Genomic DNA, 24,124 nt, shown 5'->3' with positions numbered 1-24,124 from the left:
CGCAACCTAGCCGTTATGAGCGGCCAGCTCTAACCATTGAGCTACAGGCCCCACCCGTTGACATCGCCCGATTAGGCAGGCTCAGGCCGCTTTGCAAGCCATAGTGCGCGGCGGCACGGCGGCGAGAAGCTGGTCGAGGCTCGCCGCCCGCACCCCCCGCCGCGCCAGATGGGCGAGCACCCGGTCCCACCAGCCATAAAAGGCATCGCGATCGCTCTCGTCGCGGACATAGGGTGTATGGCCCGGCGCGAGCGTAGGCGAGTGGAAGCTGAGATTGAGGACGCGCACGCCCTCCTCGATCAGCGCGTCGATCGCTACCATTGCTTCCTGCGCGGGAACGCCTTCGGGGGTCAGCGGCACGCGGCTCAACATGCGCGCACGCGACAGCGCTCCGGCCAGCGGCCCCATCGCCAATGCCCGGCGATAAAGGCGCTCGCCTCCACCCCGTAGCAGTCCGACGAACGCGGTCGAGAGGGGCAGTTCGACCAGCGACCGCGTCGGCCCCGCCCAATAGGGATTCTGCGGCAGGCCATGGAAATCCGGGCCATGCTGCTTGCTATAGTCGAACCGGCTGCGGACCGACGTGTCAAGCCGGAAGCCGGCCGCTTCGAGCAGCCGCGCGCTGTTCGGCCCGACCCCGTAGCGGCCCGCGCGATAGGCGATCGGGCGGCGGCCGAACCGGGCTTCGATCCGCTGGCACAGCGCCTCCAGCTTGGCGCGCTCGACCGCCTCGGGCAGGAAGCCGACATAGCTGTTGGCGGCGTTCACCGCCTCGACATGGGGTGGGTTGACCCAGGGGTGGAGATGCGCGCCGATGTCGGCCGCGCCATCAGCGAGCCATTGCCCCATCATGCCCGCTGCGCGATCGTCATCGACGACCGGATAGTCGGTCACATAGATGGGCTTCACCCCGGCGGCAGCGAAATAAGCCTGGCCGCGCGCCATCCCCTCGATCACGGTGACGCCGTGGCCGGTACGGCTGAACGGTGCGTCCCAGTCAAACTCTTCCTCGGTATCGACGAACAGCATGAAGCGAGTGCCGAAGCCGGGATCGAGCGCGATCCTGTCCTGCGGCAGCGGCGCGCGCAGCAGATTGCCGTCATGGTCGGGAAGGGTCATGCGCCTTTCCCTAAGTCGCAATGGTTGCGATAGGGTTTAGCCCTGCCCCACCCGCTCGCCGACAGCGCTGACAGCCGGCATCGCGAGGAGAAAACGCGCGGCGTCGATGTCCAGGCTGCCGCCACAGGTCGCCGCCAGTCCCCGGATCAGCCGCAGCGAAAAGCCGAGGCCCAGAAGCGGCCCGTCCGCCCAATCGCCGTCGCCCTGATAGCCAGGATCAAGCAATTCGCTCTCCTCCAGGCCCGCCAGCGTCGCCGGGCGGTCTATCGCCAGAATCACGCGCCCGGCACCCCCATCAGGCTGAAGCCAGCAGGCGCCGGTGATCGCCGTTCCGTCCGTCGTGACAGACACGGCGGTGCGGAGCAGATGCTGCACCATTCGTTCGCCCTGCACCGAATCGACGCGCACCTGCGGCAGGTCGGGCGCGATTGCGATGTCGATCGTCGCGCCGCCCTGCTCGTGGAAGCGGCTCGCCACCTGCGCTACCAGCAGCGCGGGATCGACTGGCTGCGGTGCCCCCCCGCCGTCGCCCCGGCTGACTCGAGCGGCAAGATCGAGATCGTCGAACGCGACCAGCAGGTGACGTGCGTCCAGAGCGATCTTCCCCGCCATTTCGCGATATTCGACCCCGGCGGGACCGAACAGCTCCTGCTCGATGATCTCGGCAAAGCCCAATATGGCGTTCAGAGGCGTGCGCAGTTCATGAACCAACTGGCGCAGCGAGTCAGCGGACAGGCCGGCGATCGCCATGGTGGCGGGACGCGGTTCGCTCGCCACTTCATGTAGATAGGGGCGGCGCGCCTGGCCGCGATAGCCCTGGAACCGGCCCGAGCGCGGATCGAAGAAGGGTGTTGCCGACACCCGCCATTCGCCCGCCATCGTTCCGCCGACGATGGTGAAGCGGCCATTCTGAAACCCGCTGCGCCGGGCGAAGGCGCCTGCGACATGGCCGTCAGGGCCGCTGCCGCCCTCCAGCGCGGCGTCGCCCATCGACAGGCCGATCAGAGCGGCGCGCGGCCCCTGATCGATCCAGAGGATGGTGCCGGCGGCGTCGGTCTCGAACGCGAAGGCGCGCGGCGCTGCGGTTGCGGGCGGCGGCGGGCTTTCGTCGACGGCAGGGGGCTTGCGGTTGCTGGTGAAGCGGGCGATGCGGTCCACCAGATTGCGAATCTGGTCCTCGCCGCCGGTCGGCGCGATCTCGTGCTTAGCCGCCTCATCGGCTTCCGCCATGTCCGGCGTCAGCAGCATGTCGGGATCGCCCACCATGTCGGTGCGCACCGTCGTCAACACCAGATCATGCGCGCCGAAGGCTTCGAGCGCCTGCCGGGTGGCGGGCCCCACGTCGCGCCGCCCCCGCAGCACGCCCCGCGCTGTCGGGGTGAGTTGCGGCAGAAGGTCGACCCAGGCCGCATCCGGCAATTGCGCCCGGGCCATCGCCGCCGCTGCGATCGACGGGCGATCATGGGCGAAAAAGCGCACGAGGGCGGGCGAGCGCAGGCGGCTGCCCAGTTCGACGACGCTCGCAATCCGCTGGGTTTCGGTAAGGCGGGGCTGGAGCGCTTCCAGCCGCTCGAGCAGCGCGTCGCGTTCATCCTCGCTCATGCCTGGCCGGTCGGCGCGGTCCCGCTGCGCCAGCAAATCGGCGCATTGCCGCCACAACGTCACCGCGCTCAGCCCGGCGCGATCGTCCGCCGCCAGCACCGTCTGCATGAGATCGTCGAAACGCACCAAAATCCCCATAGCGCCGCGAACCAGGACCGGCTTTCCTACCGATAGGGCCTGCAGCCGCAAAGGGGAAGGGCCGTTGACCGCGATCGAAAACGATCGTCGCATAGTGGGACAATTGCATTGGCCTGAAATATTATTATGATGGGTGGCGTTAACAGGACAGGAAATAATCACTTCAATGGCCGGCCCCAATATCGACGATATCGACCTGCAAATTCTGGGGGAATTGCAGCAAAACGGACGGATGACCAATGTCGATCTGGCCCGAAAAGTGGGGCTGACCGCGCCACCCTGCCTGCGGCGGGTTCGCGCGCTGGAGGAAGCGGGCGCAATCACATCCTATCATGCTGTCGTTGATCCAGCGATGCTGGGTTACACCATCACCGTTTTCGCGATGGTCAGCCTCAAAAGCCAGGCGGAGGCCGACCTCAAAGCGTTTCAGGACCATGTCGCCGCGCTGCCCGAAGTGCGCGAATGCCATATGCTGAACGGCGAGATCGACTTCATCCTGAAGGTGGTGGCGAAGGATTTGCAGAGCTTCCAGCAGTTTCTGACGTCGAAGCTGACACCCGCGCCCAATGTCGTGAGCGTCAAGACATCCCTTACGATACGCACATCCAAGAACCTGCCCGGCGTGCCGCTGCCGGTTTGACAGCGCGGGTCAGGTCGCAGGTGGCGTCTTGAGGCCCGCGCTCTGGCTGCGGTGATCGACCCAGATCGACCAGAAGCCGGCAACGCCGATCCACTTGCCCCCCGCCTGCGCCAGAGTTGCTTGCGCATTGGCGAGGTCACCCGAGCGTGCGAGGGCAACGCCCAGACGGGCGCTGGCGCGGTCGGCGTCGATTCCGCCCTTCGCCAGCGCAACGCGGTACAGTTCGGCGGCCTTGGGAAACTGGCTCATGGAGAAATAGCTGTCCGCCGCCGCCAGAGCCGCCTTGCCATTGGCCGAGGTTGACAGCTTGGCGGCGTCCATATTCAGGCTCTTAATCTCCTTCACCGCCTTGGGCGTCACGGACTTGAGCAACTGGCTTGTCGCCGGCTGGTTGGGGGTCAGCTTGCCAGCGGCGCGGCCGGCTTCGATGATCGCCTTGGCCTCGGCATAATAGCCGGATTTTTCTGCGGCCTGGGCATAGTTTTGATAGTCCCGCTCGCTTGCCATCGCGCCATTTGCGGCCTGAAGCCGGTAGAGATCGAGCTGCAATTGCGGCTCCATCGCGGCGGCGGCCTGATAATTGACGATCGCCGTGCGCCATTCTTCGCGATTGTCGATCTGCGCCAGTCGCTCGCGGTAGAGCTGGCCGAGTTCGGTCCAGTCGCCCGCCTGATAGGCCATGGAAATGGCGCGGTCGGTCCAGGCGGCTGGAACAGCTTTCCCCTCCGCCTTCTGCTGCGCGATCGCCGCCTGCACATAGGGGCGCGCTTCCTTCGGCTTGTTGCGGCGCAGGGCGATGTCGGCGCGCAGCATCGTGGCGTCGACGCCCTGATAGCCGAGCGTTCGGGCATAATCGAGCTGCGCGGTCGCATCGTCATAATTGCCGACGAGGAAGGACAGATAGGCCGCGACATAGCGCAGGCGCGGCGCCTCCGCGCGTGGCAGGGCGCTGGTCTTGAACAGGTCGGTCAGCGCCAGACGCTGCGCGCGCACGTCGCTCCGCAGCAAGGCGAGCTGAAAGCGCATGCTGGCAGCGACATAGGATTCGAAATCATTGGCAGGCATCAGCGCCGCAACGCGGGGCGCGGCCTTCGCTGCGTCGCGTGCCTTCAGCGCCGCGTCCGCCATCTGCGCATCGGCGCGGAAGCCGTCCGACATCAGGATCGGCGGGCCGACGTCCAGCGGCTTCTTCTTGGCAAAAGCCGGTGTGGGGAGCAGCGCCATCGACGCCGCCAGGAGCGACAGGCGAACCAGCTTGAAACGACTGAGCATGGCCGAAAAGGCCCTTCCCCGCAGCAGGATTATCAGTGTTGGAAAAGCCGCGCCGCCAACATCGCAATGGCGGCGCGGCTTTTTGGATCAGGCGCCCTTGGTGCCGAGATAGGAAATCCAGAGGCCCGCAACCTGCTTGCGCGACCCGCCCTGGACAGACTCGAACGCCGCCTTCGCGCCAGCGGTGTCGCCGCCCAGCGTCTTGGCGATCCCGAGGCGGGTGTTGACCTCGTCCGCATCCACCCCGCCCTTCTGCTTGGCGAGTTCGAACATGGCCGCCGCCTTGGCATAATCGCCATAGCCGAGATAAGCGTCGCCGGTTGCAGCCGCGATCTTGCCGTTGGCGGCCTTCTGCGCGTCCGCTTCGGCCGCGCCCAGAGTGCTCTTGTCCCCGGCGATCTTGGCAACAGCCGGCTGATACAGGTCGCCGCCCTGAGACGCATTCAACGTCCCTTTGGACCGGCCCTTGTCGATCACCGTCTTCACTTCGCCATAAATGCCCGTCTTGGACGCCATTTCGGCATATTCAAGATAGTCGGCGGCGATGACGAGACCATCGGACGCGCCGAGGAGGCGCAGAACATCGAGATTTTCACGGTTCGAGATGGAGGGATTGGCGCGCTGGAACAGGCGGACCAGCGTGCGAAGATTTTCGCCATTGGGCGCTGCCTCATAGGCCCATTTCGCCCATTCGGTGACTTCAGGCAGCTTGGCGGCCTCCGCACGGCTGACGCCGATCTGATACCATTGCACCGGAACCGGTTGCCCCGACGCCTTCATCGCATCGGCGCCAGCTTTCAGCGCTGCAAGACCTTGCTGCGTGAAGCCCCGTGCGGGCTCGGCCGAGACGTTGGTCGTGCCAGCCTTGGCAAAATAGGCCTGCGCCAGTGTCGGCTGCACCGCCTCAGCCTTGTATCCCGCAGCCAGCGCCGCCTGGCCGCGCTGGAGCGCAACGTCATAATTTTTCGCCTGGAGCGCCTGGTCGGCTGCAATGGCGTTGAACTGGCCGGCCTGTTCGGGCGGGGTCAGGCCGCTGTCGAGCATCTGGTTCAGCGCCTCGGACTGGAGCGCCGTGTCCTTGGACGTGATCGACAGATTGAGCTTGATCGCGCCGATCTGATATTTGTCGTCATTGGACTTCGCTTTGCTGTCCGCGTCGGCGACCGCCGTCTTGGCGGCGGCGAAATCCTGCGCTTCCATCGCCTTCTGCGCGGCCTGAAGCGACTTGATGACGTCGGGCGACACGTTCAGCTTCGGCCCGGCCTTCTTCTCGTCCTTCTTCGCGGCAAAGGCGGGGGCCGAAACCGCTCCGCCCGTCAGCGCCAAAGCCAACGCGAGCGCCACCGGGGTAACAAAACGCATGATCCTCATCTCCTCTGCGCGCCAGATCTGGCGACCTTGTCTGCGATTGAGCGCCGGTTAGGGGACGGCGCGTGAACGGGCATTGAACAACCCTAATTTGGCGCGCTTTGCAACTGTTATGCGCCCGCTTTCGTTCCGGCCGCGATCCCATTGCGGCCGCACGCCGCTTTGCCTGCACGCGCAGGCGCGCGTGCGCGCGAGGGGTGACAGATTTGTTTCGCTCGGCTAGGGCAGTGGCATCAACCCGCACCATCCAACAAGAGAATCGCTTTGACCGACGAGACCGTCCTCGCCGACCCTTCGGACATCAGCCCCATCTCCATCGTCGAGGAGATGAAGACCAGCTATCTCGACTATGCCATGTCCGTCATCGTCGCCCGCGCCCTGCCGGATGTGCGCGACGGGCTAAAGCCGGTCCACCGCCGCATTCTCTTCTCCGCGCAGGAATCGGGCTTCGTCTACAACCGCCCCTATCGCAAGTCCGCCCGCCTCGTCGGCGAGGTGATGGGTAAATATCACCCGCACGGCGACAGCTCGATCTATGACGCCTTGGCGCGCATGACGCAGGACTGGTCGATGCGGGTGCCGTTGATCGACGGTCAGGGCAATTTCGGCTCCATGGACCCCGATCCGCCGGCAGCGATGCGCTACACCGAAGCGCGGCTTGCGAAGGTCGCGAACGCGCTGCTCGAGGATCTCGACAAGGACACGGTCGATTTCACCCCCAATTACGACGCTTCGGAAAGCGAGCCGCAGGTGCTCCCGGCGCGCTTCCCCAATCTGCTGGTGAACGGCGCCGGCGGCATCGCGGTCGGCATGGCGACCAATATCCCGCCGCATAATCTCGGCGAAGTGCTGCGCGCCTGCCTCGCCTATATCGACAATCCTGGCATCACTACGGACGAACTGATCCAGATCGTCCCTGGCCCCGATTTCCCCACCGCGCCGCTGATCCTCGGCCAATCGGGCGCGCGCAGCGCCTATCATACCGGGCGCGGCTCGATCATGATGCGCTCCCGCCATGTTATCGAGGAAGGGCGCGGCGACCGCCAGTCGATCGTCCTGACCGCCATCCCCTATCAGGTCGGCAAGTCGGGGCTGGTAGAAAAGATCGCCGAAGCCGCCAAGGACAAGCGGATCGAGGGCATCAGCGACATTCGCGACGAATCCAGCCGCGAGGGCGTGCGGATCGTCATGGACCTGAAGCGCGACGCGACGCCCGAAGTCGTGCTCAACCAGCTGTGGCGCAACACGCCCGCGCAATCGAGCTTCCCCGCCAACATGCTTGCCATTCGCGGTGGGCGACCCGAGATTTTGGGCCTGCGGGAGATCATCGAGGCGTTCGTAAGGTTCCGCGAAGAGGTCATCACCCGGCGCACCAAATATGAGCTGGCGAAGGCGCGGGACCGCGCGCACATCTTGCTCGGCCTCGTCGTCGCCGTCACCAACCTTGACGAGGTGGTGAAGATCATCCGCGGTTCATCCAGCCCGGCCGAAGCGCGCGAGGCGCTGCTGGCGCGCGAATGGCCGATCGGCGAGATCGCGCCCTATCTGAAGCTGGTCGAGGCGATCGAGACCGAAGTCACCGGCGAAAGCTACCAGCTCTCCGACATTCAGGTCCGCGCCATCCTCGACCTGCGCCTGCATCGGTTGACCGCGCTGGGACGCGACGAGATCGGCAAGGAACTGGCCGAGCTGGCGGGCGCCATCACCGAATATCTCGCCATCCTCGCCGACCGGGTGAAGCTCTACGCCGTCATGCGCGAGGAGTTCGAGGCGATCGAGCGCGAATTCGCCACCCCGCGCCTGTCCGAAATCACCGCCGCCGCCGACGGGATCGAGGACGAGGATTTGATCGAGCGCGAGGACATGGTCGTCACCGTGACCATGCAGGGCTATATCAAGCGCACCCCGCTTGACACCTTCCGGGCGCAGGCGCGCGGCGGCAAGGGCCGGTCGGGCATGGCGACCAAGGATGAGGACGCCGTCACCGAACTGTTCGTGACCTCGACCCACACGCCGGTCCTGTTTTTCTCCACCGCCGGCAAGGTCTATCGCCTCAAGGTCTGGCGCCTGCCCGAAGGCGGCCCGGCAACACGCGGGCGGCCGATGGTCAACCTGCTGCCGCTCGGGCCGGGCGAGACGATCTCCACCGTCCTGCCGCTGCCGGAGGACGAGGCGGAGTGGGGCAAGCTCCACGTCATGTTCGCGACCGCCAAGGGATCGGTCCGCCGCAACAGCATGGACGCTTTCGCCAACGTGCCATCCAACGGCAAGATCGCGATGAAGTTCGAGGGCGAGGACGAAGATGATCGCCTGATCGGCGTCGCCCTGCTTGACGAGAGCGACGACGTGCTGCTCGCCACCCGGCAGGGCAAGGCGATCCGTTTCCAGGCGGACGATGTGCGCGAATTCCAGAGCCGCAACTCGACCGGCGTGCGCGGCATGAAGCTGGCAGACGGCGATGAAGTCATCTCCCTCTCCGTCCTGCACCGCTCTGGCGCGGACGCCGAGCAGCGCGAGGAGTATCTTCGCTACGCCCCATGGAAGCCGGAGAAGGATGGCGAGATGCAGGACCGCGCATTGTTCGCGCATATGCAGGAGGCCGAGCAATTCATCCTCACCGTCTGCGCCAACGGCTATGGCAAGCTGTCCTCCGCCTATGAATATCGCCGCACCGGCCGCGGTGGCCAAGGCATCACCAATATCGACAATATCGCCCGCAACGGCCCCGTCGTCGCCAGCTTCCCCGCGACCCGCGCCGACCAGTTGATGCTCGTCACCGATCAGGCAAAGCTGATCCGTATGGGCCTCGACAGCCTGCGTGTCATCGGTCGCAATTCGGCGGGCGTGCGCCTGTTCAACGTCTCCGACAATGAGCATGTCGTGAGCGCCGCGAAGATCGAGGAAAGCGAAGCGGACAGCGAGCTGGACAGCTCTGAAACGTGAGCGATCTGTTCGCCTACAAGGTACTGACCGCCGAACAGTTCGCGCAGTTCAAGGCGGACGGGGTGTTCAAGGGCGCACCCGTCGATCTGGCGGACGGCTATATCCATATGTCCACCCGCGAACAGGCGGCGGAGACGGTGGCGAAGCATTTCGCGGGGCAGGATCGGCTGGTCATGCTGATGATCGACCTCGCGCCGTTCGGCGACGCGGTGAAGTGGGAAGGGTCGCGCGGCGGCGCGCTCTTCCCGCACCTCTATGGTGACCTGCCCATAAGCGCGGTGGCCGGCAAGGTGGTGCTGCGGATCGGCGAGGATGGGCGGCACCTGTTTCCGGCGGGGTTCTGACCTAGCCGCTTCGCTCCATCTGGACGACGCGACCTTTTTCGACCCGATGATCCCAGTCGCCCCAGCGAATGCGGTTCGAGGTCGCGGCGGCGACCTGCACCGCCAGATGCGCCCAGGTGACGAGGAAGGGCGCGGCGACATCCCACATCAGCGAGCGCCGCGCCTTCACAGCTTGTTCCGGCTCCACCACCGCGCCGACGATGCGGCGGCGCACGAGCGCCCTGCCCCAGGCCGCGCCATAGCCGATCGCGACCGCCGGACAGCCACCCAAGCCCAGCGCCCATAGCCAGCCCGCGGACTGGACCGCGACCACGCCCGTAGCCAGCGCCCACATGCCGACGCTATTGGTGAAAATATGCCGATATTGGCGGACGCCAAAGCCGATCAGGCTGCGCGCATCGCCCGACAGCGGACTTGCCACCAGCAGATCACGCACTGGACGCAGCCTCAGCTTGGCGCGCCAGCCGGCAAGGCCGATCGCCATATCGTCGGACAGGCGGCCGGCCAGCACCGAGTCAAGATCCAGCCGGTCGGCAACATCGCGAGCTATCGCCATGGCGCCGCCCCACGGCATCGTTGCGCTAGCGAAACGAGGTAGGGTCGCCAACTGCATCTCCACCGCGCCCACCAGCGCGGCCAGTACGCCCGCTTCAGGCAGCAGCAGCCGGTAGCCGGTAGACATGTCCGCCTTGCCCCGGACGAGCGGAAAGAGCAGCCGTCCGATCAAGCGCGCCGATGGCTCTATGTCGGCGTCGATGAAGACCAGCCATCTGTCCTCCGGCCTCAGCGCCCCGAGCGCGGCGCGCAGCTTGTGGACCTTCTGCCCCTCCTCTGTGGCGACGCCGGCCGAAACGACCTGCACCCCCTCCCCTGCCAGCGCCACCGCAGCAGGGCAATTCCCCGACGTCGCAAGGATCAGCCGAAACGGCGCGCTTTGCGCCCAGAGGCGCGCCATCAGGCCCGGCCCGCCGTCCCAATCGTCGCGGACGCACAGGATCACGACCGTGCCATCGGGCGCTTCCTCCTTCCGACCCCTTGGCAGGTGCCACCAGTAATTGAGCACGCCGATGAGCGTCAGCGCCTGTAGCAGCAGCCATAGCCAGATCATGCCCGCGCGCCTCTTTACCGTTCCGACCGCTCCTGTATGACGCTCGGGCGATGCTCTCCAACCCCTTTCTCTTCTGGTTGCTGCGATGGCTGCCCGCGCCGGTCGCGTCGTGGCTGGGCGGCTTCCTGTCGCTGCGGGTAGCGCGGCCGCGCATGAAGTTGCGCGACGCCCGCGCCCGCGCCAATCTCGCCATCCTGCGCCCCGACCTGCCCGAAGCCGAGCGCGAGGCGATGCTGACCCGGCGCTGGGTCAATATCGGCCGCACCATGGGCGAACTCGCCAATATCGACCGGCTGGTGAACGACGCGCATGTGCGCGTGATCGACAAGTCGGGTTATCAGACGGTACTCGACGGCCCCGGCCCGATGATCGCCTTCACCTGCCATCTCGGCAACTGGGATCTGCTCGCCGCCCATATCAAATGGTCGACCGACCGGCCGGGTCTCGGCGTCTATGAAGATCCCGACGACCCGAAGATCGCGGCGCAGCTCAAGAAGGCGCGCTCCAGCTACATGGGTGAGGCGATCGGCGGCGAAGGCGCGGCGCGCGGCGTGCTCAAGCATCTGACGCAGAAGGACCGCGCGACTCTCTACATCCTCGCTGACGAGCGCCGCGATCTTCAGGTCTGGTTCCCGACTTTCGGACGACCGCTAGAGCCGACGGGCAATCTCTCGATCGCGCTGCGGCTGGCGCGCAAGGTCGGAGCGCAGTTCCTGCCCTTCTACCTCGTGCGCACCGGAGGACCACATTTCGACCTGCACTGGCATCCGCCGCTCGATCCCACGACGATGAGCGATGCGGAGATCGTGGCCGAACTCGATCGCTTCCTGGGCGCGGCCTGCATCGCCCATGCCGACGAATGGCTCGCCCTGCACGACATGGACCTGACCGCGCCCGGCCATCATGTGACTTGAGCGGCGTTCCCCGCTACAGCGCCACCCCATGTCCCGACTCGCGATCAAGATGTGCGGCCTTTCGACGGCCGAGACCGTGGGCGCGGCGGTACGCGCAGGGGCGAGCCATCTCGGCTTCGTCCATTTCCCGAAAAGCCCGCGCCATGTAGAACCCGATCAGATCAGGGCGTTGGCGGCTCCCGTGCCAGATCATGTCGGTCGCGTCGCCGTGCTGGTCGATGCCGATGACGACCAGATCGCCCGCCTCGCCGGCACCGGGGCGCTAACGGCGCTGCAACTCCACGGCAAGGAAAGCCCCGCGCGGGTCGCCGCCGTCCGCCACCGCTTCGGCCTGCCGGTGTGGAAGGCAATCTCGGTCAAGACCCGCGCCGATATCGACCGGGCGAGCGCCTATGCCGGCGCGGCCGACCTGCTGCTGTTCGATGCGAAGACGCCCGAAGGCACGCTGCCTGGCGGCATGGGGATGCGCTTCGACTGGACGCTGCTGCGTGACGCCAATCCCGCAATCCCCTGGGGCCTATCGGGCGGGCTGTCCCCCGACAATGTGTGCGCGGCGATCCGCCTGACCGCCGCGCCGCTGATCGATGTCTCTTCGGGCATCGAGGACGCGCCGGGCATCAAGAGTGTGGACAAGATCATGGCCTTCTGCAAAGCGGTGTCCGCATGTTGACGCCGATTTCTCGCCGCGCGCGTATCGAAGGACGATGGCGCTGATCGCTTGCCCCCAAGCGAACGCCCATACATGTCCTTTCAGAAAGCCCGATCGATGACCGACACCATAAGCTTGCCCAACAGCCTGCGCAGCCAGCCCGACGCCAGCGGCCATTTCGGGGCGTTCGGCGGCCGTTACGTCGCCGAAACGCTGATGCCGCTGATCCTTGAGCTGGAGAAGGTCTACAAGGCGGCGAAGGCCGACCCCGCGTTCGATGAAGAGATGGCGGAGTTGCTCCGCACCTATGTCGGCCGCCCCAACCCGCTTTATTATGCCGGCCGCCTGACCGAGGCGCTGCGGGCGAAGGCGGAGCCGGGCAAAGGCGCGAAAATCTACCTGAAGCGCGAGGAACTGAACCACACCGGCGCGCACAAGATCAACAATTGCATCGGTCAGGCGCTGCTCGCCCGGCGCATGGGCAAGAAGAAGGTGATCGCGGAAACAGGCGCGGGCCAGCATGGCGTCGCCACCGCGACCGTCGCCGCACTCTTCGGGCTGGAATGCAAGATCTTCATGGGCGCGAAGGATGTCGAGCGGCAGAAGCCCAACGTCTTTCGCATGAAGCTGCTCGGCGCGGAGGTGGTGCCGGTCCATTCGGGCTCTTCGACGCTCAAGGATTCGATGAATGACGCGCTCCGCCACTGGGTGTCGAACGTGCATGACACTTTCTACATCATCGGAACGGCGGCGGGGCCGCATCCCTACCCCGAACTGGTGCGCGATTTCCAGTCCGTGATCGGCAAGGAAACCCGCGGGCAGATGCTGGAGGCCGAAGGCCGCCTGCCCGACCTGCTGATCGCGCCGGTCGGCGGCGGTTCCAACGCGATCGGCATGTTCCATCCCTTCCTGGACGATCCCGAAGTGGCGATGATCGGCGTGGAGGCGGCGGGCGAGGGCCTCGACAAGAAGCACGCCGCGTCGTTGGCCGGTGGCGCGTCGGGCATATTGCACGGCAACCGCACCTATCTGCTCCAGGACGAGGACGGCCAGATCACCGAGGCGCATAGCATCTCGGCGGGCCTCGACTATCCCGGCATCGGGCCGGAGCATAGCTGGCTGCACGAGATCGGCCGGGTCAAATATATGCCGATCCGGGACGACGAGGCGCTGGAGAGCTTCCAGACGCTGTCAAAGCTGGAGGGCATCATCCCCGCGCTCGAATCCGCCCACGCCATCGCCGCCGCCGAGCAGGTCGCGCCGACGCTGGACGCGGATCAGATCATCGTCGTCAACCTCTCGGGCCGGGGGGACAAGGACATCTTCACGGTTGCGGATGCGTTGGGAGTGGAGATGTGAGCGCCAGCAGATTGTCCCCGACGTCGTTCGGGCTGAGCCTGTCGAAGCACTGCACTTCTCTCTTCCGAGGTGCAAAAAGAAAAATAGCCCTTCGACAGGCTCAGGGCGAACGGACGTTGGGAATTGCCGATGACTGACCGCCTCTCCACCCGCTTCGCCGCCTGCCGCGCGCAAAGCCGCGCCGCGCTCATCACTTTCGTCACCGGGGGCGATCCCGATGTGGCGTCCTCCGCCGCGATCCTCGACGCGCTCGTTGCTGGCGGCGCGGACATCATCGAGCTTGGCATGCCCTTCACCGATCCGATGGCTGACGGCCCGGCGATCGAACTCGCCAATCTCCGCAGCCTGGGGTCGGGCACCAAGACGAAGGACATCTTCGCCATCGCCGCCGATTTCCGCGCGCGCCATCCCGACACGCCGCTGATCCTGATGGGCTATGCCAACCCGATGCTGGTGCGCGGGGCGGACTGGTTCGCCGACCAGTGCCGCACGGCCGGCGTCGACGGCGTCATCTGCGTCGATGTGCCGCCCGAAGAGGACGCCGAGATCGGCCCGGCCCTGCGCGCGACCGGCGTCCACCTCGTCCGCCTTGCGACGCCGACGACCGACGCCGCCCGCCTGCCCGCCGTTCTCGATGGCGCGAGCGGCTTCCTCTATCATGTCGCCGTCGCCGGGATCACCGGCAAGCAGCAGGCGGCGCAAGCGTCGATCGAGCTGGCGGTCAGCCGCCTCAAGGCCGCCACCGACCTGCCGATCGCGGTCGGCTTCGGCGTCCGCACGCCCGATCAGGCCGCCGCCATCGGCCGCGTCGCGGACGGCGTCGTCGTCGGCTCCGCCATCGTCGATATCGTCGGCAGCCATGGCGACGCTGCCGCGCCCTTCGTCCGCGAATTCGTCGCGTCGCTCAGCAACGCGCTCACCCGAACCCAGGAGACCGCCGCATGAGCTGGATCAACCGCGTTCGCAACGCCATCCCCTTCATGGCGAAGAAGGAAACCACCGCCGAGACGCTGTGGCACAAATGCCCGTCCTGCGCGGAGATGATCTTCATCAAGGAGTGGGAGGAAAATTTCTCCGTCTGCCCGCGCTGCGACCATCATGGCCGCATCGGGCCGAACGAACGGTTCGAGCAGATACTCGACGCCGGCTTCATCCTGCTGCCGACCCCGGCGGTGCAGGAAGACCCGCTCAAATTCCGCGACTCCAAACGCTATCCTGACCGGATCAAGGCCGCGCGGCAGGCGACGGGCGATCAGGATGCGCTGATCAACGCGCGCGGCGCGATCGACGATGTGCCGCTGGTGATGGGGGTGCAGAATTTCGCCTTCATGGGCGGCTCCATGGGCATGGGCGTGGGTGCGGCCTTCATCCAGGGCGTCAATGACGCAATCGCCCACAAATGCCCCTATGTCATCTTCACCGCCGCCGGCGGCGCGCGGATGCAGGAGGGCATTCTCTCCCTGATGCAGATGCCCCGCGCGACCGTGGCGATCCAGAAGCTGCACGCGGTGGGCCTGCCCTATATCGTCGTGCTGACCGATCCGACCACCGGCGGCGTCACCGCGAGCTACGCGATGCTGGGCGACATCCAGATCGCCGAGCCCAACGCCCTGATCGGCTTTGCCGGGCAGCGCGTGATCGAAAGCACGATCCGCGAAAAGCTGCCCGACGGGTTCCAGCGCGCCGAATATCTGCTGGAGCATGGGATGCTCGACATGGTGGTGCATCGCCGCGACCTGCGCGACACGCTAGCGCGGGTGATCGGCTATCTGACGCCGCGCGCCGCCGCCTGATCCATCGACGGGGGAAGCGCCGTGGCGGACCATGCCGTCTCCGATAGCCCGGCCGTGCAGGCGCAACTCGATCGGCTATGGTCATTATCGCCCGGCGCGGACATATTGGGGCTTGAGCGGATCACGCGGCTGCTGGAGCGATTGGGCGATCCGCACCGCGCGCTGCCGCCGGTCTTCCACGTCGCCGGCACCAACGGCAAGGGATCGACCTGTGCCTTCCTGCGCGCCGCCATGGAAGCGGATGGCAAGAGCGTCCATGTCTTCACCTCACCCCATCTGGTGCGCTTCAACGAGCGGATTCGGATAGGCGGCAAGCTGATCGAGGACGCGCAACTCGCCCGCTATCTGGAGCGGGTTCTGGACATAGCCGAAGGAGTGAATGCCAGCTTCTTCGAGGTGACGACTGCCGCCGCCTTCCTCGCCTTCGCCGAGCATCCGGCCGACGCCTGCATTATCGAAGTGGGCTTGGGCGGTCGGCTCGACGCGACCAACGTCATCGCCGATCCGGTCGTGTGCGGCATCGCGCAGCTCGGCATCGATCATCAGGCGTTCCTGGGCGACACGCTGGAGCAGATCGCCGCCGAAAAGGCCGGCATTGCCAAGACGGGCGCGCCCCTCGTGACGCAGCGCTATTCCAAGAGCCTTCATCCCATCATGGCTGAAGCGGCGGCGCGGGTCGGTACGACATGGATCGGCCAGGGTGAAGGCTGGGACGGCGCAGCCTATCGCGACCGGCTGCATTATCGCGACGCGCATGGCCGTCTGGAAACGCCCCTGCCCCGCCTCGCCGGCGCGCATCAGGTGCAGAACGCCGCGCTCGCCTTCGCCATGTTGCGGCACCAGCAGGCCGTCCCCCTGCCAGAAGCCGCGCTCAAGGCCGCGCCGCTCTGGGCACACTGGCCGGCGCGGCTGCAACGGCTGGAGCGCGGGCCTTTACTCGCGGCGCTGCTGGAGGATGCGACCGCTTGGCTGGACGGCGGGCACAATGAAGCAGCGGGCAAGGCAATCAGCGAGTGGTTCACCGCCGATCGGCTGAATGGCCAGCAATTGCATCTTATCATCGGCATGTTGGCGAACAAGGATGCGGACCGCTTCCTCGCCCCCTTCTCTGGCAAGGTCGCCCACATCCACCCCCTGCCGGTGCCGGGGCATGAGCATCATCCGGCCCAGCGTTTTGCCGCCATCGCTGCGCGTTGGGGCATAGGCTGCACCGCGCACGACGGGCCGGAGGGCGCCGTGCGCGCCGTCGCCGCAATGACGGCGACCGAACCGAGCCCCAAGCTGCTGATCGCCGGCTCGCTTTATCTTGCGGGCGAGGTGTTGCGGCTCAACGGCCAGCTTCCCGACTGATTTTATCTTGCGAATGATTTGCAATAGCGTAATCTGCGAGCATCAACCCGCAGCAGAAGGCGCGAATCTATGCCCCATGGAGAGACATCCCCCCTCGACCTGCCCCGGCCGATGCCCGACGGCTATGGCAGCCGACTTTTCCTCTTCGGGATCCGCCGGATGGCGAGCGCCGGCGTCAATGATGCGCACGCCGCCAACGCGATGCTCGGTGCCTTCGGGCGCAGCTATCGCCGCCCGCTGGTGCTGATGCGCGCGATGATGCTGGAACTGGCGCGCGCGTCGAGTCGCAAGATATTGGTCGCGCCCTGCTGCTGCGCGCGGATGACGGCCGACGAGGCGCTGCTGATGCAGGCGGCGGCGGTCGCGCTACGCAATGCCGATATCGCCTATGACGGGGTGAGCCGCCTGCTCGGCAACGATCATGCGCTGGGCGCGCTCACCTGCCTTCAGGCAGTGGCGCAAGCCTATGGCGACCTTGGCCGCCCGCTGGAGCTTTATGCGGGCTGACTAGCGCTAATCGTCCTGGGTGCTGGGTTGTCGCACGCTGTCCACTACGAAGCCTTTTCGCCAAATCAACCATAGCAGTAGCATACCCGGCACAGCCGCCGCTACGGTAGTTAGCCAAAAGCCGACCCATCCCGCACGCTCAGCGATTATCCCAGCAGGTGCGGCGAGCCACGTTCTTCCAACCGCCGCGAAGGACGACAACAGGGCAAACTGCGTGGCGGTGTAAGCGAGGCTAGACAAGCCAGAAAGATAGGTGACGAAAACGGTCAGGCCAATCCCGCTCGTAATCTGCTCGGTGGCAACAGCGATAGTAAGCCACAAATTGGAATGACCGTTAATTGCGACGCCGACGAAGGTCAGATTACTGAGCATCATCATAAGGCCGGAAAAGAACAGCGCCCTCCCCATGCCTAGCCACGTGATGAAGGGCGCAGCGAGCGCGGTGCCGAGAATGAGCCCCCAAAATCCCACCACCTTGTTGATTGCGATAAACTCCGCGTCGGAAAAGCCCAAGTCGACAATCATCGGGTTGAGCATACCCTGCCCCATCGCATCCCCGATTTTGTAGAGCAGAACAAATAGCAGAATTAGGACCGAACCGCGTCGCCCCAGAAATTCCAAAAAGGGGTTCAAGACTGTTTCTTTGAGCCAAGCACCGAAATGGCGGCCGCGCATTTCAGCGTGTCGATCAACGTAGATGCCCGGCCCAGCGATGAGCGCACCGATTGCGCCGGGCAATACTAGCAGCCCTGTCAATCCGTAGGCGAGGGACCAACCAAGGCCCAGGCCCGTTTCGGGCGAATACAGGAAGATCGTTCCAACCCCCGAAAGAAATGCGCCAAGCCGATAGCCGAACTGGTTGGTGGCGGTGCCGTAGGGCATCTCCTCGTCGGTAAGGATTTCGATGCGGTAGGCGTCGATAACGATGTCCTGCGTCGCGCCAAGAAATGACACGAGAATGGCGCAAAAAGCAAAGTAACCAAGCTGATTGGCGGGATCACTGCTCCCCAGCATCCATATGGCACCAAACAGCAGCAGCTGAATAAAAAACAACCATGCACGTCTCTGGCCTAATAGTCGGGTAAGAATTGGTAAAGGCAATTTATCAACGAGCGGAGCCCACAGCCATTTTAGCGTATAGGGTGTCGTTAGGCCTATTGCGAAGCCGATGGTTGATTTTTGGATGCCCACCTTGGAAAGCCAATATCCCATGGTGCCCAACAGCAGCATCAGCGGAAATCCGCTCGAAATCCCTATAAGCAAAGCGATGAACGGGCGTTGTCGGAAATAGGGGCGCATTACATCCAACCGTGAAGCAGCCCTTTCGGCAGTTGTCGTCACTCGCGTCCCCTGAAAAGCGTATCACGCGCCACCATATGGCCTGGCGCTCCCCGCGCAAGCGCTTTGCCGGGGATCAGTCCGGCGCGTCGAACAGGCTAAGGCCGGGCGGCAGTTTCGGACGACGCACCCCGCGCAGCAGGGCGTCGATCACCACGATCGACGCGATGAGGTCGCGCGGCGCATAGGGCTTGGCAAGGCACCCCATGGCAATCGAGCGCGCGTCGATCGGGCAGCGGCCGGTCACGAACAGCACCGGCAAACCCTGCGCGGCGGCATAGCGGGCGACGTCGATGCCGTTGCGCTCGCCATGCAGGCCGACATCGGCGATCACCAGATCGACCCCGCCCTCGTCCATCACCCTGACAGCATGGTCATAATCGTTGACGGTCGCCGCGATGCGATAGCCCGCCTGCTCCAGCGCATGTTCATTGTCGAAGGCGACGAGCGGCTCATCCTCCACCACCAGCACGGTGCGGACGCTGCGCTTGCGCCGTTGCGGCTTGCCCTCATCCTGCTTCAGCAGCCCGAAAAACATTTGCCAAGTCCGCCCTCTATCCGCCATGCAGCCGATGAAACGCCGCGCCCCGGCGCCGGGTTGCCGGCGGGGTTGCCCAAACCGATCTTTCGAACGCCGGCGTCGCACATTTCAGCCTGATGCCGGCTTTGCACGCATGTGGGAATAGCCGGCGCGCAAGAAAAGGAATGCCCTGTTGGAACCGCCGAAAAAATCCGGACCGCCGCGTCGGCGAGGCGCCGGCGGGCCAAAGCGCCCCGGCGGACCCGAAGGAGCCGGTCGGAACGCCGGAGAGACAGCGCGGCCGGCAAGGGGGGAGCGTCGGAACGCGGCTTCGCCAGCCAAGCGGCCGGATGTGGGCGGCAGGCCGCCGCGCAAGCCTGCCGCCCCTCGGCCGGCCAATCCACACCCTGCGCGCGCGGCGTCCGCCGGCGATGGTGGCGGGCCGCAGCGCATCGCTAAGCTGCTGGCGCGCGCGGGCGTCGCGTCCCGGCGGGAAATCGAGCGGATGATCGCCGAAGGGCGGATCTCCCGCGACGGGGTGGCGATCGATACCCCCGCGACGCTGCTGACCTCGCTCCATGGTGTCACCGTCGATGGCGTAGCGGTCGCCGCGCCTGCGCCCGCGCGGCTGTTTTTGTTCCACAAGCCGACCGGCTGCCTCACCACCGAGCGCGACCCTGCCGGCCGCCCGACCATCTACGATCGCCTGCCCGAAGGATTGCCGCGCCTGATGCCGATCGGGCGGCTGGACATGAATACCGAAGGACTGCTGCTGCTCACCACAGACGGCGGTTTCAAGCGACAGATGGAATTGCCCGCGACCGGCGTCCCCCGCACCTATCGCGCTCGCGCCTTCGGCGACATAAGCCAGCAGCAGCTCGAAGACCTGTTCGACGGTCTGGAGATAGACGGCATCCGCTACGGCCGGATCGAGGCCAATCTGGAGCGGCGCACCGGGCGCAATCAGTGGATCGAAATGACGCTGACGGAGGGCAAGAACCGCGAGGTGCGGCGTGTGCTCGAACATCTGGGGCTGAAGGTCAGCCGCCTGATCCGCACCGCTTATGGCCCCTTCACCTTGGGCGAGATGCCGGTGGGCGCAGTCGACGAAGTGCGGCAGCATGACCTTATTCAATTCCGCAGCAGCCTTAAGAAAGCGCCGCAGGAATGAGGATCATCGCCGGACAATGGCGCGGCCGCCCGCTGGTCGCGCCGAAGGGGGATGCGACTCGCCCCACCGCTGACCGGACGCGCGAGACCTTGTTTTCGATGCTGACCAGCCGACTGGGATCGTTCGAGGGGCTGGCAGTGGGAGATTTCTTCGCCGGATCGGGCGCGATCGGCTATGAAGCGCTGTCGCGCGGCGCGGCGTCCTGCCTGTTCGTCGAGCAGGACAAGGCGGCACTGGATGCAATCCGCGCCAATGGCGAAAGGCTCGGCGTGCGGCCCGACGTGCGCGCCAGCAGCGTGTTGTCGCTTGGGCCGGCGCCCAAGCCGCTCGACCTCCTCTTCATGGACCCGCCCTATCAGAGCGGCGCGGGTCAGGTCGCCCTCGACAAGCTCGCCCGGCTCGGCTGGACCCAGGCCGCGACCTGGATCAGCATCGAAACCGACCGGCGCGAGGATGTGGCCGTCAAGGGCTTCGCCATCGACGCAGTGCGCGATGTCGGCAAGGCGCGGCTGACGCTGCTGCGCGCAGACGACTGAAATAGGAAAGGGCGACCTCGAATGGGTCGCCCTTTTCCATCTTTGGGGTTTATCAGCGCCGCGCACGTCCTCTGCGCGCTTCGCCCGGATTGACGCAGCTATCCTGTACCGAACGCGAACAGACCGGGTAATCTTTTGTCTCGGTGGGCGGCGGAGTCATGTTGCCGCCGACCGTGACCGGGTTCGCATCCGATCCGACCGGGGCATTGGGATCGCGTGGCATACCCGCAGGCGCGGGGACCATCCCGCTATTGGACGGAACCGCGCCGGTCGGCTGGCCGGCATTGGGATCGCTTGGCGGCGGCATTGCAGGACTTGCGGCAGGATCGGCGGGCGGATTGCCGGCATCACTTGGCGGCGCGGACGCTGCGGGATCAGCGGGTGGAGTCATGGCGTCACCGGGCGGCTGGCTGCCCTGGCTTCCCATATCTTGCGCATTGGCGGGGCCTTGGACCGCGGCAAGGCTCAGCAGCGCCGCGCCGGCCAGGAGAAATTTCCTCATCGGGATCATCCTTTCCTTTTGTTCTTGCCCCATCGCCCGCTCGGGCACAGGATAGAACAAGAAGTCAGAGGCGCCCGTTCCTGCTTAGGACGACCGGATGTGCGCCGCGCGCGCTGGGCCGATCCTATGGCATCATGGCCCTTCGGGATAGCGGGCGAAGGTCGGCAGTTTGTCCAGGCTCGCCATCCAGGGATGCGCCTCCGCCATCTGGATTTGTCCTTCCGGCGGCAGCGCGGCGGGATCGTCCAGCGTACTGGTCTGGATGTCGATCGCGCCGGGGAAGATCGTCGGGTTGGTGTAGAACAGCCCGGTACCACAGATGCCGCAAAAATGGCGCGTGGCATGTTTCGACGACTGGTAGCGCGCCGGATCGCCGTGGATCGTGACCTTCTCGTCTGGAAACAGAGCCCACCCGACCATCGGCGCACCAGCGCTCGCGCGGCAGTCACTGCAATGGCAGATCGCGCTATGGGCAGGCTCGCCCTCCACCTCGTAACGGATCGCGCCGCACTGGCATTTTCCCGTCAGCATCGCGCACATCCTCCCTTGATTGATTCGCCTTTTGTTCTCATAGAATGGCGTCCGCCGCAAGGGCCTGCCCTTGCTCCCGCCGCCTCCCGCTCCTAGTTGTCGATGATGACCGTTCCTGCCGCCTCGCCCAATGATCCGCCCTATCTGCGTGGCCTCAACCCGCCGCAGCGCGAGGCGGTGCTGACGACCGAGGGGCCGGTGCTGGTGCTGGCTGGCGCGGGCACTGGCAAGACAGCGGCGCTGACGGCGCGGCTCGCCCACCTCGTCGCGACGCGGCGCGCCTGGCCGTCCGAAATCCTGGCCGTCACCTTCACCAACAAAGCCGCGCGGGAAATGCGCGCGCGCGTTGGCCACATGATCGGCGATGCGGTCGAGGGGATGCCCTGGCTCGGCACCTTTCACGCAATTGCCGCGAAGATGCTCCGCCGCCATGCCGAACTGGTGGGGCTGCAATCCAACTTCACCATCCTCGACACCGATGACCAGCTGCGGCTGCTCAAGCAGCTTATCCAGGTAGAGGGCATCGACGAGAAGCGCTGGCCGGCGCGGCAGCTCGCCGGGCTGATCGACCAGTGGAAGAACAAGGGTCTGACCCCGGCCGAGGTCGGCGCGGGCGAGGCGGAAGGCTACGCCCATGGCAAGGGGCAGAAGCTCTATGCCGCCTATCAGGCACGTTTACGCGACGTGAATGCCTGCGATTTCGGGGACTTGCTCCTGCATGTTCTGACAATCTTGAAAACGCATCGCGACGTGCTGGAGCAATATCAGCAGAAATTCCGCTATATCATGGTGGACGAATATCAGGATACCAACTCCAGCCAATATCTCTGGCTGCGGCTGCTCGCGCAGAACCGCAAGAATATCTGCTGCGTCGGCGATGACGACCAGTCCATCTATTCATGGCGCGGCGCAGAGGTCGCCAATATCCTGCGGTTCGAAAAGGATTTTCCGGGCGCGACGATCATCCGGCTGGAGCAGAATTATCGGTCCACGCCGCATATTCTCGGCGCGGCATCGGGCGTGATCGCAGAGAATGGCAACCGCCTCGGCAAGACATTGTGGACCGACATCGACGTCGGCGAAAAGGTGCGCGTGGTCGGCATATGGGATGGGCCGGAGGAAGCGCGCCGCGTCGGCGAGGAGATAGAGGCGATCGAGCGCAGCGGCGCGTCGCTGGAGGAAGTCGCGATCCTCGTCCGCGCGCAGCACCAGACCCGCGAGTTCGAGGACCGCTTCATCCAGATCGGCCTGCCCTACCGCATCGTCGGCGGCTTCCGCTTCTACGAGCGCGCCGAAATCCGCGATGCGCTCGCCTATCTACGGCTCGTCAACCAGCCGGCCGACGACCTCGCCTTCGAGCGGATCGTCAATGTACCGAAGCGCGGTTTGGGCGACAAGGCGGTGGAAAAGCTGCATCGCCTCACCCGCGCGCAGGGGGTGCCGCTGACGCTGGCGGCGGCGCGCATCCTCGACACCGATGAGCTGACGCCGCAGGCGCGCCGGTCGCTGGGCGCGTTCATCGGCGACCTCGCACGCTGGCGCGATCGCGCGGCGCAGCTGCCCCATGCCGAACTGGCGCGGCAGATATTGGACGAAAGCGGCTATACCGCGATGCTCCAGGCCGAACGCTCGACCGAGAGCGCGGGACGGCTGGAAAACCTCACCGAACTCACCCGCGCGATGGAGGAATATGAGACTCTGGGTGCATTCCTGGAGCATGTCAGCCTCGTCATGGATAACGAAGCGCAAGCGGAGGAGCGCAAGGTCACGATCATGACCATCCACGCCGCCAAGGGGCTGGAGTTCGACCATGTGTTCCTCGCCGGCTGGGAGGAAGGCATCTTCCCGTCACAGCGGGCGCTGGACGAGGGCGGCCTCAATAGCCTGGAGGAAGAACGCCGCCTCGCTTATGTTGCGATCACGCGGGCGCGCAAGCGCTGCACCATCCTCCACGCCGCCAACCGCCGTATCTACGGCCAGTGGACCAGTTCCATCCCCTCCCGCTTCGTCGGCGAATTGCCGCCCGAGCATATCGAGCAGGAAAGCAGCATGAGCGGCGGCGCGTCGCTCTGGCGCGCCAACTGGTCGGAGCGAGACGATCCCTTCGCCAACGTCGCGCGCGGTACCGGACGCGGACCGGGCTGGCAGCGCGCGCAATCCTCCGGGCAGTTCAGCCGGGAACCGGTGCGGATCGTGGAAGCGCGCGCGTCGGCCGTGTCGCTCGGCAACAAGGGCCGCGACGACATGACAGTAGGGCTGCGCGTGTTCCACCAGAAGTTCGGCTATGGCACGGTTGCCGAGATCGAGGGCAACAAGCTGGAGATCGATTTCGAGACCGCCGGGCGAAAGCGGGTGATGGACAGCTTCGTAAGCCTCGCCTAATCGCGAGCGCGCGGCTACCATTCATCCCGTCAGAGTGT

At 65.6% G+C, this 24,124-nt stretch carries 22 protein-coding genes; 13 read left to right on the top strand and 9 right to left on the bottom strand.

The window, feature by feature from the left end; all coding sequences use genetic code 11:
• Positions 1 to 81 precede the first annotated feature (81 nt).
• Both V2B31_RS07990 and V2B31_RS07985 read right to left on the bottom strand, forming a co-directional pair.
• The gene (locus V2B31_RS07990; protein ID WP_328277200.1) at positions 82 to 1,119 is read right to left on the bottom strand and encodes a polysaccharide deacetylase family protein; all 1,038 of its coding nucleotides are present in this window, start codon (positions 1,117 to 1,119) and stop codon (positions 82 to 84) included.
• Positions 1,120 to 1,155: 36 nt separating this feature from the next.
• A complete protein-coding gene (locus tag V2B31_RS07985; RefSeq protein ID WP_328277199.1) occupies positions 1,156 to 2,859 on the bottom strand; it encodes a sensor histidine kinase in 1,704 nt (567 codons plus the stop codon).
• A 166-nt stretch (positions 2,860 to 3,025) separates the two neighbouring features.
• On the opposite strand from V2B31_RS07985, the gene V2B31_RS07980 reads away from it, so the two are divergent.
• A complete protein-coding gene (locus V2B31_RS07980) occupies positions 3,026 to 3,499 on the top strand; it encodes an Lrp/AsnC family transcriptional regulator (RefSeq protein ID WP_328277197.1) in 474 nt (157 codons plus the stop codon).
• 9 nt (positions 3,500 to 3,508) lie between these two features.
• On the opposite strand, the gene V2B31_RS07975 is transcribed toward V2B31_RS07980, so the two are convergent.
• Together V2B31_RS07975 and V2B31_RS07970 are read right to left on the bottom strand one after the other, a co-directional pair.
• Positions 3,509 to 4,771 carry a hypothetical protein gene (locus V2B31_RS07975; protein ID WP_328277195.1) on the bottom strand — a complete coding sequence of 421 codons (1,263 nt, stop codon included), beginning with the start codon at positions 4,769 to 4,771 and terminating at the stop codon, positions 3,509 to 3,511.
• 87 nt (positions 4,772 to 4,858) lie between these two features.
• Positions 4,859 to 6,133, bottom strand: a complete 1,275-nt coding sequence (locus tag V2B31_RS07970; RefSeq protein WP_328277193.1) for a hypothetical protein — start codon at positions 6,131 to 6,133, stop codon at positions 4,859 to 4,861.
• A 270-nt stretch (positions 6,134 to 6,403) separates the two neighbouring features.
• On the opposite strand from V2B31_RS07970, the gene gyrA reads away from it, so the two are divergent.
• Together gyrA and V2B31_RS07960 are read left to right on the top strand one after the other, a co-directional pair.
• Positions 6,404 to 9,082, top strand: coding sequence for a DNA gyrase subunit A (gene gyrA, locus V2B31_RS07965; protein ID WP_328277190.1), 2,679 nt, complete (start codon positions 6,404 to 6,406; stop codon positions 9,080 to 9,082).
• The gene (locus tag V2B31_RS07960; protein ID WP_328277185.1) at positions 9,079 to 9,426 is read left to right on the top strand and encodes a DUF952 domain-containing protein; all 348 of its coding nucleotides are present in this window, start codon (positions 9,079 to 9,081) and stop codon (positions 9,424 to 9,426) included. Before gyrA ends, V2B31_RS07960 begins: the two co-directional genes overlap by 4 nt.
• A 1-nt stretch (position 9,427) precedes the next feature.
• On the opposite strand, the gene V2B31_RS07955 is transcribed toward V2B31_RS07960, so the two are convergent.
• On the bottom strand, positions 9,428 to 10,534 hold the full coding sequence (locus tag V2B31_RS07955) for a glycosyltransferase (RefSeq protein WP_328277184.1): 1,107 nt from the start codon (positions 10,532 to 10,534) through the stop codon (positions 9,428 to 9,430).
• Positions 10,535 to 10,584: 50 nt separating this feature from the next.
• Between V2B31_RS07955 and V2B31_RS07950 the strand changes: the two genes are divergently transcribed.
• The 7 genes from V2B31_RS07950 to V2B31_RS07920 all read left to right on the top strand — a co-directional run bounded on the left by V2B31_RS07950 (position 10,585) and on the right by V2B31_RS07920 (position 17,106).
• Positions 10,585 to 11,448, top strand: a complete 864-nt coding sequence (locus V2B31_RS07950) for a lysophospholipid acyltransferase family protein (protein ID WP_328277182.1) — start codon at positions 10,585 to 10,587, stop codon at positions 11,446 to 11,448.
• A 28-nt stretch (positions 11,449 to 11,476) separates the two neighbouring features.
• Positions 11,477 to 12,118 (top strand): phosphoribosylanthranilate isomerase, encoded by a 642-nt coding sequence (locus V2B31_RS07945; RefSeq protein ID WP_328277180.1) that lies wholly within the window; start codon positions 11,477 to 11,479, stop codon positions 12,116 to 12,118.
• A gap of 96 nt (positions 12,119 to 12,214) precedes the next feature.
• Positions 12,215 to 13,456 carry a tryptophan synthase subunit beta gene (gene trpB, locus V2B31_RS07940; RefSeq protein WP_328277178.1) on the top strand — a complete coding sequence of 414 codons (1,242 nt, stop codon included), beginning with the start codon at positions 12,215 to 12,217 and terminating at the stop codon, positions 13,454 to 13,456.
• A 129-nt stretch (positions 13,457 to 13,585) separates the two neighbouring features.
• Positions 13,586 to 14,401, top strand: a complete 816-nt coding sequence (trpA, locus tag V2B31_RS07935; protein WP_328277176.1) for a tryptophan synthase subunit alpha — start codon at positions 13,586 to 13,588, stop codon at positions 14,399 to 14,401.
• The gene (gene accD, locus V2B31_RS07930; RefSeq protein WP_328277172.1) at positions 14,398 to 15,249 is read left to right on the top strand and encodes an acetyl-CoA carboxylase, carboxyltransferase subunit beta; all 852 of its coding nucleotides are present in this window, start codon (positions 14,398 to 14,400) and stop codon (positions 15,247 to 15,249) included. The genes trpA and accD overlap by 4 nt, the downstream gene beginning before the upstream one ends.
• Before the next feature lie 21 nt (positions 15,250 to 15,270).
• A complete protein-coding gene (locus tag V2B31_RS07925) occupies positions 15,271 to 16,599 on the top strand; it encodes a bifunctional folylpolyglutamate synthase/dihydrofolate synthase (RefSeq protein WP_328277170.1) in 1,329 nt (442 codons plus the stop codon).
• 69 nt (positions 16,600 to 16,668) lie between these two features.
• The gene (locus V2B31_RS07920) at positions 16,669 to 17,106 is read left to right on the top strand and encodes a DUF6628 family protein (RefSeq protein ID WP_328277168.1); all 438 of its coding nucleotides are present in this window, start codon (positions 16,669 to 16,671) and stop codon (positions 17,104 to 17,106) included.
• A 6-nt stretch (positions 17,107 to 17,112) separates the two neighbouring features.
• On the opposite strand, the gene V2B31_RS07915 is transcribed toward V2B31_RS07920, so the two are convergent.
• Complete coding sequence (locus V2B31_RS07915) at positions 17,113 to 18,447, bottom strand: AmpG family muropeptide MFS transporter (protein ID WP_328277164.1); 1,335 nt, start codon at positions 18,445 to 18,447, stop codon at positions 17,113 to 17,115.
• A 73-nt stretch (positions 18,448 to 18,520) separates the two neighbouring features.
• Positions 18,521 to 18,982: a response regulator gene (locus V2B31_RS07910; protein ID WP_328277162.1), complete on the bottom strand. Its 462-nt coding sequence runs from the start codon at positions 18,980 to 18,982 to the stop codon at positions 18,521 to 18,523.
• Positions 18,983 to 19,157: 175 nt separating this feature from the next.
• Here V2B31_RS07910 and V2B31_RS07905 point away from each other — a divergent pair, with 175 nt between their 5' ends.
• Together V2B31_RS07905 and rsmD are read left to right on the top strand one after the other, a co-directional pair.
• Entirely contained in the window at positions 19,158 to 20,135 is a 978-nt protein-coding gene (locus V2B31_RS07905) for a pseudouridine synthase (RefSeq protein ID WP_328277160.1), read from the top strand.
• The gene (rsmD, locus tag V2B31_RS07900) at positions 20,132 to 20,671 is read left to right on the top strand and encodes a 16S rRNA (guanine(966)-N(2))-methyltransferase RsmD (protein ID WP_328277158.1); all 540 of its coding nucleotides are present in this window, start codon (positions 20,132 to 20,134) and stop codon (positions 20,669 to 20,671) included. The genes V2B31_RS07905 and rsmD overlap by 4 nt, the downstream gene beginning before the upstream one ends.
• Positions 20,672 to 20,723: 52 nt before the next feature.
• Here the strand turns inward: rsmD and V2B31_RS07895 are convergent, their stop codons facing one another.
• Both V2B31_RS07895 and V2B31_RS07890 read right to left on the bottom strand, forming a co-directional pair.
• Positions 20,724 to 21,173 carry a Fe-S oxidoreductase gene (locus V2B31_RS07895; protein ID WP_328277156.1) on the bottom strand — a complete coding sequence of 150 codons (450 nt, stop codon included), beginning with the start codon at positions 21,171 to 21,173 and terminating at the stop codon, positions 20,724 to 20,726.
• Between the two features lie 132 nt (positions 21,174 to 21,305).
• Complete coding sequence (locus V2B31_RS07890; protein WP_328277154.1) at positions 21,306 to 21,704, bottom strand: GFA family protein; 399 nt, start codon at positions 21,702 to 21,704, stop codon at positions 21,306 to 21,308.
• Between the two features lie 105 nt (positions 21,705 to 21,809).
• Between V2B31_RS07890 and V2B31_RS07885 the strand changes: the two genes are divergently transcribed.
• Positions 21,810 to 24,086, top strand: coding sequence for an ATP-dependent helicase (locus V2B31_RS07885; RefSeq protein WP_328277209.1), 2,277 nt, complete (start codon positions 21,810 to 21,812; stop codon positions 24,084 to 24,086).
• The last annotated feature ends 38 nt before the right edge of the window (positions 24,087 to 24,124 follow it).

Origin of the sequence: Sphingobium sp. (assembly GCF_036170395.1) — a bacterium.
Lineage (GTDB): Bacteria > Pseudomonadota > Alphaproteobacteria > Sphingomonadales > Sphingomonadaceae > Sphingobium.
Note: the sequence above shows the minus strand (reverse complement) of the source record. Positions and strands in the feature narration are given on the sequence as shown.